The organism is Phycisphaeraceae bacterium, assembly GCA_020639155.1.
Taxonomy (GTDB): domain Bacteria; phylum Planctomycetota; class Phycisphaerae; order Phycisphaerales; family UBA1924; genus JACKHF01.
Genome location: JACKHF010000001.1, coordinates 1,571,143 through 1,585,987, shown reverse-complemented (window position 1 = coordinate 1,585,987; position 14,845 = coordinate 1,571,143). Strand labels below are relative to the sequence as shown.

10 protein-coding genes are annotated in these 14,845 nt (G+C 55.9%); 4 read left to right on the top strand and 6 right to left on the bottom strand.

Going from position 1 to position 14,845, the window contains the following annotated elements; genetic code table 11:
• Positions 1–6: 6 nt before the first annotated feature.
• Complete coding sequence (locus H6815_06685) at positions 7–2,682, bottom strand: glycosyltransferase family 2 protein (GenBank protein ID MCB9860125.1); 2,676 nt, start codon at positions 2,680–2,682, stop codon at positions 7–9.
• 357 nt (positions 2,683–3,039) lie between these two features.
• Between H6815_06685 and H6815_06680 the strand changes: the two genes are divergently transcribed.
• Positions 3,040–5,208: a peptidylprolyl isomerase gene (locus H6815_06680; protein ID MCB9860124.1), complete on the top strand. Its 2,169-nt coding sequence runs from the start codon at positions 3,040–3,042 to the stop codon at positions 5,206–5,208.
• A 57-nt stretch (positions 5,209–5,265) separates the two neighbouring features.
• On the opposite strand, the gene H6815_06675 is transcribed toward H6815_06680, so the two are convergent.
• Positions 5,266–6,261, bottom strand: a complete 996-nt coding sequence (locus H6815_06675; GenBank protein ID MCB9860123.1) for a glycosyltransferase family 2 protein — start codon at positions 6,259–6,261, stop codon at positions 5,266–5,268.
• 37 nt (positions 6,262–6,298) lie between these two features.
• On the opposite strand from H6815_06675, the gene H6815_06670 reads away from it, so the two are divergent.
• Complete coding sequence (locus tag H6815_06670; protein MCB9860122.1) at positions 6,299–8,113, top strand: ABC transporter ATP-binding protein; 1,815 nt, start codon at positions 6,299–6,301, stop codon at positions 8,111–8,113.
• The gene (locus H6815_06665; GenBank protein MCB9860121.1) at positions 8,103–8,915 is read left to right on the top strand and encodes an SDR family NAD(P)-dependent oxidoreductase; all 813 of its coding nucleotides are present in this window, start codon (positions 8,103–8,105) and stop codon (positions 8,913–8,915) included. The genes H6815_06670 and H6815_06665 overlap by 11 nt, the downstream gene beginning before the upstream one ends.
• A gap of 53 nt (positions 8,916–8,968) precedes the next feature.
• Here the strand turns inward: H6815_06665 and H6815_06660 are convergent, their stop codons facing one another.
• Entirely contained in the window at positions 8,969–10,621 is a 1,653-nt protein-coding gene (locus tag H6815_06660) for a hypothetical protein (GenBank protein ID MCB9860120.1), read from the bottom strand.
• Between the two features lie 613 nt (positions 10,622–11,234).
• Between H6815_06660 and queA the strand changes: the two genes are divergently transcribed.
• Positions 11,235–12,386, top strand: a complete 1,152-nt coding sequence (gene queA, locus H6815_06655) for a tRNA preQ1(34) S-adenosylmethionine ribosyltransferase-isomerase QueA (protein ID MCB9860119.1) — start codon at positions 11,235–11,237, stop codon at positions 12,384–12,386.
• A gap of 7 nt (positions 12,387–12,393) precedes the next feature.
• On the opposite strand, the gene H6815_06650 is transcribed toward queA, so the two are convergent.
• The 3 genes from H6815_06650 to ispF are packed head-to-tail and all read right to left on the bottom strand — an operon-like array spanning position 12,394 to position 14,808.
• A complete protein-coding gene (locus H6815_06650; protein ID MCB9860118.1) occupies positions 12,394–13,599 on the bottom strand; it encodes a cysteine desulfurase in 1,206 nt (401 codons plus the stop codon).
• The gene (locus tag H6815_06645; protein ID MCB9860117.1) at positions 13,592–14,242 is read right to left on the bottom strand and encodes a TetR/AcrR family transcriptional regulator; all 651 of its coding nucleotides are present in this window, start codon (positions 14,240–14,242) and stop codon (positions 13,592–13,594) included. The genes H6815_06650 and H6815_06645 overlap by 8 nt, the downstream gene beginning before the upstream one ends.
• A 38-nt stretch (positions 14,243–14,280) precedes the next feature.
• A complete protein-coding gene (gene ispF / locus H6815_06640; GenBank protein MCB9860116.1) occupies positions 14,281–14,808 on the bottom strand; it encodes a 2-C-methyl-D-erythritol 2,4-cyclodiphosphate synthase in 528 nt (175 codons plus the stop codon).
• Positions 14,809–14,845 lie beyond the last annotated feature (37 nt).

Below are 14,845 nucleotides of genomic sequence, written 5' to 3'. Positions count from 1 at the left end.
CATGCGTCATGTGCCCATATCGGTGCGGGTCTTTGACGGCTTGCGGAACGAAGAAGATTTGTCCGCGTGTGCCGACGCTGCCCGCAGTTTCTTCTTTGAATCGGGTGTGCCGGAACCTTGGCGCTTCGACTTTGCTTTGCTGGAACTTGTTCGTTTTTTTCTGCCGGACTTTGCACGCATATCACCATCTGGTGATTTTTTCTTTCGCTTTTTGCGATGGCGATGCGGCTTTGGTGCCGGATCTCGCTTGCGTGGAATCTGGGTGATGAGGGTTGCAAATCGCACCCACAGCAGACGCCTAATCGGCATGCCCGAGTTGTCAACACCCGGCGGTAACGGCGGTGGTCTTCGCATGCCAGCCTGCACACCAGCCTGCACGTGGGCATGCTGCTTGGGGTAGAGTCCTGCAAGTTTGTGCGCCCAAAGCCACCCAAAGACAAGGGCAACATACATCCACACACCCTTGCCGTGCCGACGGCAGACCCAGAACCAGTTTCGGGTGGCTGTCTCGAACCATCTCGAACTCTTTCGCCTGGTTGCCTTGGAGTTGTGGATCACTGTCCAGTGCGGGTTCATGTACACACCGGAGCCTGGCGTTGCACCGGGTCCGCACGAGAGCGCGAGCAGTTTCAGAGCAAGATCGGTGTCGTTGCGATACAGGAAGAACGTCTTTTCGTATCCACCAACACGGCGCCATGCTGCATGGCGAACCAGATTGCCGCACCCCATGAACGGCCATTGGTCTGTCGGCTTGTTTAAACGCAGAGCGGCTGGCCACTCACGTTGTCCTGTCCGGGGATGCACTGGTAACAGCGTGACCGCTGCAAGCTCGGTTCGTTCTGCAAGCAGTTTTCTTGCCTTATCCAGCACCCCATGCGCTGGGATTGCGTCGTCATCAAGGATAAACAGCAGGTCCCCATGGGCTGCACGCACACCACGATTGAACCCACCAATCGCAAGATTACGCGGCAAAAGCTGGATGTGTATTCCTGGCTCGTTCCATGACTCGATTTCACGCAGCACATCGCGCGTTGCCTGATCTGATGCGTTATCAACAATGTGCAACTCATCACCCTGTGCGAAGTCGAGTTCATCCTGCATCGCGCGCACCGTGTGCATCAGCGCATCCGGTCTGTTGTAGCTGAGCACAATAGTTGAGATTGTTGGACGCTGCCCATGCCTTGCTGGTGATGGCGGTCGATGTACCCGACCACGCGGGCCAAAGATCCAGAGTTTGATGCTGATCAACAAACCGAGCACCAGAACCCAGGCACATCGCACCAATCTGTTCAATCTGCCAATATCAGTTCTGTTCCAGCCAACCGTCGACACACCGAACATCGTGTGCGCACACAACCAACCTGCTGCACGAGATCGCGCCGATATGATCGCAATATCAGAGTCAGGGCCAAGAAATGCCCGACGGAGAAATAGTCCAAGGGACGGCTTCGGCTGCACATCGCTGGTAATCACGCCGCGTTCATTCAGCGCGGCCACCATCGCGTCTCTCACATCCATGGGCAGATCAAGATCAAGATGTACAACAACGGGATCGGGCTTGTCGTCGATGTCGCGCAGCGCATCAGCAACTGCATCTACGAGCGTGTGCATCGGTTGTGGACGTTCGTACTGCGTGAACTCATCCGGCGCTCTACCAGACCTTGGCCCAAACGCTGCCATGCCGAGCCCAGCAAGATGCATGGACGCGAGATCATCCCTGCCTATCAGCGTTTGCGTGACTGATCGACAAATCTCACGAACCGCTCGTCTGCGACGAACAGCCGATCCAAGGCGCAGGCTTTCAAGCACGGTAAACGCATTGCGACTGGCGTATGCACGATCGAGCAATCGCATCCGATCTGGTGCAGGGTGGAATGCAACCGATGCGGGTGTCGCCAGAATGGAGCCGCCAGAAACACGCGCGAGTCGGATGCACCATTCCACGTCATCGCCGTTCAGAAACACATCGGGCATAAGGCCCGCTTGTTGTATGCCCCAATGTCGCACAAGCATGCTGCACGCAGCAACATACTCAACCGCTACGGGCACACCCCGCTTGACGTCGCGTGCAGGATCAGGCTGCATGTACTCACCTGTCACGCGTGAGACACGGCCACCAAGCTCAAAGATCCTGCTCTGTACCTCAGCCCCCTTCGGCATCGGTGTGAGCTGATCGTGTTCGGATTGATCAATGGGGTAGGCCAGAGCAGAGCCCACAACAACGGCTTCTGGCGCAATGACCGCTGTATGCAGGAGTTCATGCAGCGCATCAGTTGCAAGACGTGCATCTGAATCGAGCAGCCAGTAGAACACCTCTCGTCGCAGTGCAGAGGGTGCGGTTGGTTCATTTTCCAGCCACCATGCCAAGCCAGCATTAAATCCGCCACTCCCCCCCAGGTTCTCTTCAAGTCGGAGCACCCCGACACGGAACTCCGTCTCTGATTCATCGAGCGTTATTGGGTCTGACGATGCGTTATCAACCACAAGAATCCGGAGATCAACTGGGATCTCACTTGCGAACTTCTGGTTACGGAGATCAAACAGCAGCCGTTCGAGATCGTTTGTGCGATTAAAGCAGGGGATAACAACACGAACCGCAAGCTCGAGCGGCTGGACCGGCTGATCCGGTGTGTCCTCGGAAAGGTCCGTATCTATCGGAGCTGGATGTCGGCTCCCGGACAAATCCAAAAAAGATCGTGTCACATCTTGCGTCATTGGGCAGAATCAGATACCGTATTGCTGGAAATCGTGCGAACAGCATGGGGCCATCGCACCGTATGAACGGTGTTCAGACGATTGATCCCGAGGGTGAGATCGACTGAATGAGAGACAGAGCACGAAATCCCACGTCAGAATAGAACCATGACACAGATCAATGGTTATTCGGACGTAACGAGGCCAGCAACTCCCATGTGCTTGGCCAATGATTGCATGTGGAAAACTGCTTGCTGTGCTGGTTCAGCTTACCTGCACAAGCTCGCTGATTGTGACCTGAGGCGATTCACCTCAATAAACCTGTCCGCTGGGAGATACTGACCAATGCGTAATCGCGAGAACCACAACGAAACCGGCTTCCTCTTTGAGAATCTTGAGCAGCGCATGCTGCTGTCATCACAGCCTGCATTCCCAAACATCTCCGATCTGGCAAACCCACTGAACTCCGTTGTCCGAATGTACACTGACTTCGGTGTGATCGACATCGAAATGTATGATGTCTCAGGACCTAGCGGCGGTTCAGCAGCACCAAATACGGTTGCCAACTTCGTTCAGAACTATGTGAATGAGGGCAACTTCGAGCGTTCCTTTTTCCATCGGATTGTCGGCGGATTTGTCCTTCAGGGAGGTGGATTCATCTTTGACAATGATGCTGGCGGACTCTCGGCGGTCCCAACAGCTTCACCTGTTGTCAACGAGTTTAACGCAGACAGATCCAACATCGCACGCACGATCGCTATGGCGAAGATCGGCGGAGATCCCAACAGCGCAACAAGTCAGTTCTTTTTTAATCTGTCTGACAACAGCCCGAATCTGAACAATCAGAACGGCGGATTCACTGTGTTTGGGCGTGTTGCAAACACTTCAAGCTGGAATGTTGTTACAACCATCGCCTCACTCGCTGATATCAACTTTGTCACATCAAATCCGGTTTCGACCGCGCTGACAGATGTCCCGGTGAAATCAAACTACACTTCGGGAGCACCGCTCAACGAAGACTTCCTTGTCGATCTGATCGATGTGGAGCTTATCAAGCCATCAGGAACAAACACGTTCTTTGATTATCGTCTTGTCTACCCCGAAGGATATGCTGCAGGCGACAAGACCAACACCATCTACGTTGCGAACGGAGATTCAACGAATGCTGCTTTCTACCAGGTAATCGCCCGCTACGAGAGTCAGACAAAGCGTGATCGTGTGCTCGCATCGGGGTCAATCGTGGCAAACGGATTTGCAGAGATTGACATCTCAAGCGCAACCACAACCGATGTTGTTGTTGAAAACGCACCTTTCGCGATTGAGATTATCACGACGACAGAAATGGGTGCAACATTCCGTCACGAGGACTATGGGGCAGTCGCGGTTGAGGACTTCATTAACGTTACCGATCTGGCCGGTGCGGAGCTTCAGACATGGGAGTTTGGTGGTGTCGGCCTAACATCCACGACGACGAGTAACCCAAGTGTTGATCTCAAGCCATACCTCCTTCTGCAGAATCTCTCCAGCAGCACAGCAACTGTGACCATCGAGATGACCAAGCCCGATCTGACAAAGGTCACATACTTCCAGACGCTTGAGCCTTTCCGTCGTGGCGGCCTTGAACTGTTCAACATTGTCGAACTCACCCAGGGCATTGCCAGCCTGCGTGTCACAGCAAATCAGGAAATCGCTGCTGCAATGAGCGCTTACGATGTTCGCACTTCCAACGGTGTGCTACCGGTTGTTAGCCGGGGTGCATGGACTGCAGCTGGTGTAGCAAATGGCGCTGATACCAATGGATCAATTGCAGGTGTTCGCGGCCTGATTGGGAATGAGACGTATATGTCATTCCAGAACAGACCGAATGTGAGTGGTGTTGCAATCATAACTCACAAGGTGACAGGCAACCCAGTGGCTGTGAATCTAACAAACATTACAATGACACCGAATGCACGCGGCATATATGATTTAAGAGACATCACAACTCCAGCAACACAGTTTACTACGCTCAACTATACTTTAGCGGGTGTCGGAAGAGCCTCGGCACACTACGTCGGGACTGCCTCGACACTTGGCGATCAACTTGGTGCTGCACTCGACACGCGAGCTTCGAGTGTTCGCGTCTTCTCCGGCGGTGGATTCACAACCGGCGGCACAGAAGTGCTCTCTGTATACAACCCCGATACTGGTGAGGACATAGACATCTCTGTTTCGTTTGTCTTCGCCGATGGAACCAAAATCACACTCCCATTCCAAACGATCACAGCTGGCGACAGGACAGACATTGATGTGTCAACGCTCACCAATGTACTGACAAAGATCAGTTCGGGCAGCCAGTTTGCCAACTACGGCATCGTGGTTTCAGGAGTTCAGGGCACAGATGTCGGCCCGATGGTTGCATCGCTCACATCGATCGATGCAACTGGTCAGTCCGCAGCCCTGAGCACTGGCACAATGTTTGGACAGGCGTTCTATCTTGACTCAGGCCGATTCGGCCCAGGCTCAGTCACATAAGAACCAGCCTGCATATCGACCAAGCCTGCGGATGGAAGTTCGATTCCATCCGCTTTTTTACTGGCTTTTCAGTATTACCCGTTTCATGGTACGAAGGCACGCCCGGATCGGATCTGCAATCACACGAGGAGATCGCTGTAGAAACATTTCTGCACGATCCCGCGCAGCAACAACACCGGATGCGTTATACCTGTCACGCACACTCTGGAGATATCGAAGTTCTTTCGGATACCCCGTCTCATCGATCCAGTTCATGTTGAACTTGCGCAGCAGGACATTCGTGCGAACAGCGACATCTTCCATCTGAGATTCGTAAAAGGCGCGATGGTTGTCGATAATGGTTCGATAAAGAGACTCATGATGTGCAATCACGTTCATGACCATTGTGTCGTGTGAATGTCTGCGCCAGACAAACAATGGTTCGCGAACTCGTACACCATGCCACCCAGATTCTGCGATTTTCAACCAGAAATCCCAGTCCTCGTACCCATTGGTCATTGCCTCGTTGAATCCGCCAACCGTGCCAAAGCAGGCACGCTTGACAACGCACGTCACCGGATGCAGATTCGTGATCATCAGCAAATCAGCATCCCATTCCGGCACTTCCCATATGCCTGTGCCAAGACCGACCAAACGTTCCTGGCAGTACGCATGGGATGCTGCGTCATCGGAATCGAGCAGTGCGCGAACCAACTTTGCACAGAACGTCGGTTCAATCCAGTCATCTGCATCCAGAAAAACAAAGTAGTCGACATCGCAGATCTCACGCACGCCACGATTCCGAGCGGCGGGGAGGCCCATGTTCTGTTGATGAATCACAACAACACGTTCACCCGCACACGCGTCGCATGCAGACGGTGTTTGATCATCCGTAGAACCATCGTCGATAACGACCACATGTATATCCAGCGTTACGCCCTCGCACTCGATCTGCCCAAGCGCGGCGTTCACAGCATCCGCAACAAACGCCCCATGGTTATAGCAGGGGATAACAACACCAACCCGCACCTGGTGTGGTTCAGGCGAAGTGTCCGCTGGCGGATTGTCAGGCATGTTGCACTCCGGTCATCCAGCCATATCATTGGCTTCAATGCAGGCATATTGGAAGTTTGCACGGCGGATGCTGAAACACCCGTGGCGCCTCGCCGCTGCGATCGTGTGCGCCGTACTTGCGGGCGGCACGCTTGGTTCGGGCATTCTTGCGGCTCTCCCGATGTTCGAGAACATCCTGAAGGATGAGGATGCTGCAAACCTCCCCTCGCTTGCAACGGACATCAACGAGGCGCTCCCGACCACCTTGTTTTCTGATTCGTTTATCGCGTCGCTGCCCACGTCGGCCTATTCGGCAGTATTGTGGATCGCAATGGGGCTTGGCGTGCTCACGATGATCGGTGCCGCATTCAACATCACACACGCCCTGCTCAGCCTGCATCTCGTCCAAAACACCATCAAGACTATCCGTGATGATGCCTTTGCAAGTGTTATCCGGCTTCCGCTCTCGAACGTCATTGAGCACGGCGCCGCAGACAAGGCCAGTCGCATCGTGAACGACACCGCGATTCTTGAGACCGGGCTCAACTCCATGCTCTCGCGAGCACTCCCGCAGGTGACCAAGGGGCTTGCTTCCCTGATTGCAGCAGTTGTTATCGAGTGGCGACTAACACTCGGCGCCCTCATCCTCGGCCCGGTGCTCTACACAGTCATCCGGAAGTTCGGCAAGAAGATCAGGAGAGCGTCACGCAGCGCGATGGAAGAACAGGCGAGTCTGTACGGCGCATCCATGGAATCGCTGCAGGGGTTGCGCGTCGTCAAGGTGTACACAGCAGAGCAGCACCAGCAACAGCAGTTTGCAAAGATCAACGAACTCGTCACACATCACATGCTTCGCGCCCGAGGTGCGAAGGCGATCTCCAGCCCGGTTGTTGAGATGATCTCGCTGCTCGTGCTCGGCATTATCTTTGTCGTGGTTGCCAAAGCCATTCTGGATGGCGAGATCGATCGTGCCAATGTTATGCTCGCGATGGGCGGGCTCTTTGTTGCTGGTGCTGCGGTAAAACCGCTCAACGGCCTGATCAATGACATCCAGACAGGTGCTGCTGCCGCCGATCGTCTCGACGATATGATGCACGAGGCCGACGAACCCGGGCACGATGCATCACTGCCCCCGATTGCACGCCTTTCTGACTCACTCGTCTTTGATCGTGTCACGTTTACTTATCCGGGGCGAGATGATCCCGCGTTGCGCGAGTTTTCACTGCGCATACCCGCAGGACAGACGATCGCGATCATCGGCGCAAACGGATCGGGCAAGACCACTGCACTCTCACTGGTGCCGAGATTGTTCGATCCCGATTCGGGTCAGATTCTCATTGATAACACATCGATTCACACTGTCAACATTGGTAGTCTGCGTGATCAGATCGCTGTGGTCACACAGGAGACTGTGCTGTTCCGCGTTTCGATTGCCGACAACATTATGTACGGGAAGCCCGACGCAACACGCGAGCAGATCATCGACGCAGCGAAGAAGGCGAGAGCTCACGAGTTTATCTCGAATCTTCCGCATGGGTATGACACGATGGTCGGAGAGCAGGGACTGTCCCTCTCGGGTGGGCAGCGGCAGCGCATCGCGATTGCCCGCGCGATCCTGCGTGATCCTGCAATTCTTATCCTTGATGAAGCAACCAGCATGATCGATGCCGAATCTGAAGCGATGATCACACAGGCGATCAGCGAGTTTGTCAGGGGACGGACATGCCTCATCATCGCACATCGCCGAAGCACCATTGAGCAGGCCGATCGCATTGTGACAATGGAGAACGGAAAAGTGATCCGAGACGAAGTACAGCACGCAACCGAGCCGACCATCACGCTTGCACGCGACAGTGTCCACAATGAGGATTGATCTCACTGGGAAACCCATCGTGATTACCGGCGCAGGCACGGGCATCGGCCGCGCAACCGCGCTCGCCTGCGCTCGTGCCGGCATGCCCATCGTGCTCGGTGGGCGCAGGCTCGACAAGCTGCAGCAAGTGCAACAGGAGATTGAATCAACAGGCGGCAAAGCACACGCTGTGCAGATGGATGTCACGAGCACAGACGACTGTGATCGATGCGTGCAGGAGACCATTGAGACGTTTGGCTCGATATACGCGGTCTATGCGAACGCCGGATACGGCATCGAAAAATCAATCGTCGATACAAGCGATGCCGACTTCCGTGCGATCTTTGAGACCAACTTCTGGGGCACAATGCACATTATGCGCCCCGCACTGGCGCACATGCTGAAGCAGCGGACTGGGCACGTGCTACTTTGTTCAAGCGCGATCGGCAAGATCGGCGTTCCCTATTACGGCGCATATTGCGCAACCAAGGCAGCACAGTCCATTGTTGGAAGGGCCATGCGCCACGAGCTCCGCAGCAGCGGCGTGCATGTTACGACTGTGCATCCTGTTTTGACAAAGACAGACTTTGCTGTTGTTGCCCAGCAACTGAGCAATGTCGATTCCCGCAAGGCTGATCAGATGCCGAACTCGCTGAAGCAAAGCCCGGAACGTATTGCAAACGCGACCGTCAGAGCACTCCACTCACCGCGAACAGAGGTGTGGACAAGTCTGCCAACACGCTGGCTGTTTGGATTATTCAACGCGAGCCCGAGGATCGCCGATATTGCGCTGGATAGATTCGCGATGCCGAAGAAGAAATAATCTGCTGGCTCGTCTTCAGATCCGTTCTTAACAACAGAATGTACACGTCATCGTTACCAGATCCAGCGCATGCGTCCAAAGTCAATTACCGGCGCGCTGCCCATGAACCGCTCAATCGATGGCAGGTACACGAAGAACGCTCGCCCCAGCAGCAGGTCTCCCGGCACGATGCCGTCTTTGACTCGCTCGTCAAAGGGAGTGTTCGCACCATCCACGGTATACGGCACCCATGGGTTGACGAGTTCATTTCCGTCAAGTCCGAAGAGCCTGCAGTCAAGGCTACCTGGGCTGTTGTCGCCACAGAAGAAGTATCCGTCCTTGCCTGTCACCGCCGGGAAACGGGGATGGGTTGCTCGCGCTCGTGACGCGGTGGGCGGCGCCTGATAGTGCAGATCGCGCTCAACAACCGCGTACTCGACCGTCAGCGGCCCCTTGTCAAACTCCCATCGGATGTGCGGACGACGGTACACACTCCCATCTTTCAATGGTGTGTTCTGCACGCGGTGAGGCCTTGACGTTGTCGTAGCGTTGTCGGCGCGCTCGTGCGGTTGCCAGTTGTATTCAGCGCTTGCAATTTTCTTTCCGTTCACCCACGCCTGCAACGACTGGTCAACGTGCCAGAACTCAACAACCGTTGGCTTCCCGGGCGCAAGTGTGCTGGATGACAGCTTTGCGGTTGCCATCTCGACCCAATCGCCCGGCGTGGGATCCGGCTCTCCTGATCCTTCGACAGCTTTCGGCGCAGATCGCATGCGCAGTGTGACGGTTCGACCCTTGGTGTCGCCCGAGATATCCATCCGGAACTCATGCTGACGGGCTTCGATCACTGCTGATGTTGCAAGGCCTGCGTTCTCAGGCCTGATGCTGGCAACCATTCTGATGTCAGACACAGGGAACACGGGATGCCCCGAACGGTCCTCGTTGAATGGATACGCATCATCGATGGACATGATGGTGTCGTCCCAGATAAGTTCGGTCGCACCAGACCCAGAGTATGTGTATGCGGACTTGCTCGTATCCCACGAGGTGTCGCCGGTCCACGGTGTCTTGAACCAGCGACGACCGTCACGGGTTGGCTGCAGCGGCACAAGGCGGGAATCGAAGACCAACTGCCATACGGCTCGCTGCACGCGTTCAGGCTTGCGCTGGATTTGCCAGCCATCGAGCGACCAGTAGTCGCCGCCGGGAGGAGTGGCCTTGTCATCCTTGCGAACAAACACATCGCCATCGACGAGTGCAACCAACTCGTGCGGAAGCCCAATCAACCGCTTGATGTAGTTCTCGAACGGCTGGTGTGGTGCCTTAAATACAACCACGTCGAACCGCTTTGGCCCGGGTGTAAACGGCAGGAACTTTTCAACAAGAATCCGATCCCCCCACCGCACATTCTTTTTCGTGAACGGCCTTGGAGCTGTCACCTCGGTGCCGGTGGATGGGCTGTGGAATGTCTTGCCTGATGTCGACATGACCTGTGCGCCATAAGTCGCGTCATAGTTCACAGGCCAGTCTTCGCCCGTCTGATCGTCGTGCATGCGCACGTGCGCGCCCATGAGAGTGGGAGCCATCGAACCCGTTGGGATGACGTATGCCTCGATTACAAACGCACGGAAGATGAACGCCACCGCAAACGCGATGGTGATCGAGGTGAGTGTCTCTTTGAGTGAGCCGCTGGGATGGTGCTCGTGTGCTGCTGATGATTCTGCCATTGTGCAAGGGTACGTCAGCAGCCGGGATGATTCCGCCTCGTTCCGGATCAGGCAAGGATGTCGATGACATGGCCTGCACGTACGATCATCATCGACACGCACACCCGGATGATGGCTGCTGTGGCATCTGCCGGATGCTCCGGTGATACGTCGCCGATACGGGGCGTGTTCATGCGGTTGTAGGCTTGAAAATCCGGTCGGGTTGGGACATATCGCCACGAGTCGTCCAGACAGGGCTGGCCGATTTCTACAGTGTCGCAGGCAGGAGGAACCCGTTGCGGCGTGTGATCAGGCGTGTGCTCGTGGGTTTCACACCTGAACGCTGGCCCGCAGCAGGCCGCAGCATGCTGAGAACCACACCGAAGCGGGTTCGACCATGACGACACATGGGACTGATCGATTCTGCAGTTGCTCTCTCTCACGCTGGAATGGATGCACCCACCATGCCAGCAGCATGCAACACGCACTCGCAACGCATCCAGCACATGGCACAGATCGCATCTCCTGCTCGCTGCATGCACAAACCAGTGATACTCTGGGACGTTACGCTGTATGCGATATATGCCGGCTGTACCGAAGATGCGGCTGTGTTGCATCGTCGCAACATCCCACGATGCGTCATCGCATCACAGAGCAAGCACTGATGCGAACAAGCGAACTGGACTATCACCTGCCCGAGGGCTGCATCGCAACCGAACCTGCGCGCCCACGTGATAGCGCAAAGCTGATGGTGATACGCCGGAGTTCACCAGCGAACATCGAACACCTCGCCGCGCGTGATTTGCCCGAGTTTCTCTCATCGGGCGACATACTTCTCTCAAACCGAACGACCGTGCTGCGCGCTCGACTTGAAGGATTCCGCGAGGGAAGCACCGGAAGAATCTCGGGGTTGTTCCTTGGACCAAGCGAGGACAGCACTCCCGGCGTGTGGCGGGCGCTGCTCAAAATGAATCGCGCCCAGCCGGGCAAAGTTGTTCGTCTGACAGATCGCAATGACCAGCCCAGCCCATACTCACTGCATCTGATCGAGAAACTCGACGATGAGCCGGGCGGCTGGATTGTGAATGTACATCACAACGACGTTCCACTTGATCCATCTAAAACCACGCGAGTGCTCGACGAGGTCGGCCGAACACCGCTCCCGCCCTACATCCTCGCGACGCGCAATGCCCACAATGAGCAATCGGACGACACGCGCGATGCGGCGGATTACAGCACCGTCTTTCAGCAGAACAAACCAGACGCGCATGGATCCGTTGCTGCGCCAACAGCCGGATTGCATTTCACGCAGGAACTGCTCGCGAAGCTCCATACAAAGGGAATACATCAGAAGCACGTCACACTGCATGTCGGCACGGGCACATTCCGAACGATTGAAACAGAAACAGTCGAAGATCATCCCATGCACACGGAATGGTGTTCGATGGACAGAAACACCGTCAACGATGTGCGGTCATGCGACGGGTTGCGGGTGGCGATTGGCACGACCACGGTGCGCACTCTTGAGAGTTACGCCGCTCACATGCTGCAACACAATGAAGTTCCCGCATCAATCTCAACGAAGCTGCTTATCACACCCGGGTACGAGTTCAAGTGGACCGATGCACTGCTGACAAACTTCCATCTGCCTCGATCAACACTGCTCGCGCTTGTCGCTGCAATGCTGCCGGGGGGGATCGAACAGCTGAAGTCATTGTACGAAATCGCGATTGAGAACAAGTATCGTTTTTATTCGTTCGGCGATGCCATGCTGATTCTGCCGTGATCGGCGATCAGTTGAACGAACGCAATCTTGCAGCGCACGATGTGATGATTGGCACCGCACGATCGATCTCTGTCTTTGTTGTAAAGCGGTCGAAGCTGAACCGAATAGAGCTGTTGAGCACATCCTCGGAAAGACCGAGCGCACTGATGACACGCGACGGCTCGATCGATCCGGACGAGCACGCAGCACCAGCCGAAGCGCAGATATTCTGCTCTGACAGCATGACCAGCATCTGCTCGGCGGGCGCGCCTGGAATCGCTGCGTTAACCGTGTTCCACAGCCGCCGCTCGTCTGGCAGATCCCCTCCGTGAATAACGATACCGGCTATTTCAGCTTTGAGTTGTTGTTCCAGATGCTCACGAAGTTGCACACGCTCGGTTCTCTTTGTTGAATCTGCCAGCCACGTCTTCGCGTGGTCGCAGGCAACCGATGCACCAATGCACGCGGGCACATTCTCCGTGCCGCCGCGCCTGCCGGACTCCTGCGCGCCGGGGAGGAATGGAATCAGCTTCATGCCCTTTCGCACGTACATCGCACCTGCGCCGCGCGGACCGTGGAACTTGTGCGCAGAAAAGCTCAGCATATCGACACCAAGTTCCTGCACATCACACGGCAGTTTCCCGATTAGCTGTGTCGCGTCGGTGTGGAACAGCACATTGTGCTTTGCACAGATCTCAGCGATCTCTCTGACAGGCTGAACTACGCCGGTTTCGTTGTTCGCTGCATGCACAGTCGCAATCGCGACGGGAAGATGCTCATGCTCACACGACGCAAAGCACGATTCCAGGCTCTGCACATCGATCGAACCCTGTGTATTGTGGTCCAGGTATCTGATTTCGATGCTGGTATCCTTTGCGATCTCCTGCAACGACTCGATGACAGCAGCGTGTTCAAGCTTACTTGTCACAACTGCGCATGCCTGACCGGATCTTGCGTACTGTCTGACTGCACTTGCCAGCGCGGACACAATCGATTCCGTCGCGGATGCAGTGAAGACAATCTCATCGGGTCGCGCGTGAATAAGCTCGGCAACGATCGCGCGAGCGCGTTCGAGTTCTGCGCGGGCGCTCTGTCCCGGCTTGTGCAGACTGGAGGGATTATGGTGCAGATCGCGCATCGCATGCGTCATCGCCTGGACCACTTCCGACAGCGGGCGCGTTGTTGCGTTGCAATCAAGATCGATGGGGCCAGCCGACATCGATGGATCAGTCATTGTCCTGCACTTCCGGTGGCTTTGCCACGTCGGGCAACATCTGGAGTGCTTCCTTGCGGAACATCATGCGTGCGATGATGGACTGGATCGCTGAGCCCATGCCCTCGCGATCGTGGCCTGGAATCCGCAGCGCTGCACTGACACCATACCCGAGTGCAATATCGATCAGCATCCATCCAATGACATCCGCCGACACGCGCGTCACGACGATGCCCTCTTCCTGCCCCTTCACGAGTTCGTTTGTCAGGAAGGTGTGCAGCCGGTTCATGTGCTCCGAGACCGCTGCGTGGATCATCTCGTCCTCGACCTCGGTCATCGCCTGGATAATAACGCGATACGCTGTTGCGCCGCGAGGATCGACCATCGGGTTGTCCGCCAGCAGCATGCGCAGGCGTTCCACGTGGTTCTTCGCGTCGGCAAGATCCTCTTCCCATTGCACGATGGTGTCGTCGCCTGTGCGTTTGATCAGCGCAACAAACAGATCCCGCTTCGACTTGAAGTGGCGATAGATAATCGGCTCGGTCACACCTGCAGCCTTGGCAAGCTGCGATGTCGTCGCGCGAGCATACCCGAACTCAGAGAACACCTCTGCTGCACAATCGAGCAGTTGTTCTCGCCTTTTGGCTGCGGGCAATCGAGTCATCTACGCGTGCCTCCACATCAGTGTAGGTCGCAGGTGATCTATGACGCGTTGTACGCCATCAGCACGACCACGTGCACCTCGACCGCTTCCCTACGACCGAGCGAGTCCAGTCCCTCGTGCGTCTTGCCTTTGACATTCACCTGATGCACTTCAAGCGACATCATCGATGCGAGCTTTGCCCGGATCTGATCCCGCATCGGTCCAATCTTCGGCGACTCCAGAATGATCGTTGCATCAATATTCGCAACACGCATGTTGCAGTCGGCTGCACGCCTGAGTGCTTCGACCAGAAAGTCGACACTGGGACGGTCGCGGTTCTCGCTGGCGGTATTCGGAAACAGCGAGCCAAGATCGGAGCCAGCGATCGCTCCCAGCAACGCGTCCGTGATCGCGTGGAGCAGAGCATCCCCATCAGAATGGGCGACAGGCGAGATCTCTTGGGATATCTCGATACCACCAAGTATCAGCGGCTTGCCCCCGCCGGCAGGATCTGAGACTGGCACAAGCCGATGCAGGTCGTATCCGTGCCCGATCCGGAATCTGGTTGATGTTTCGCTCTGGCCCATGGACGCAGAGGATAGTGGCAACAGGAAGGTTGAGCAA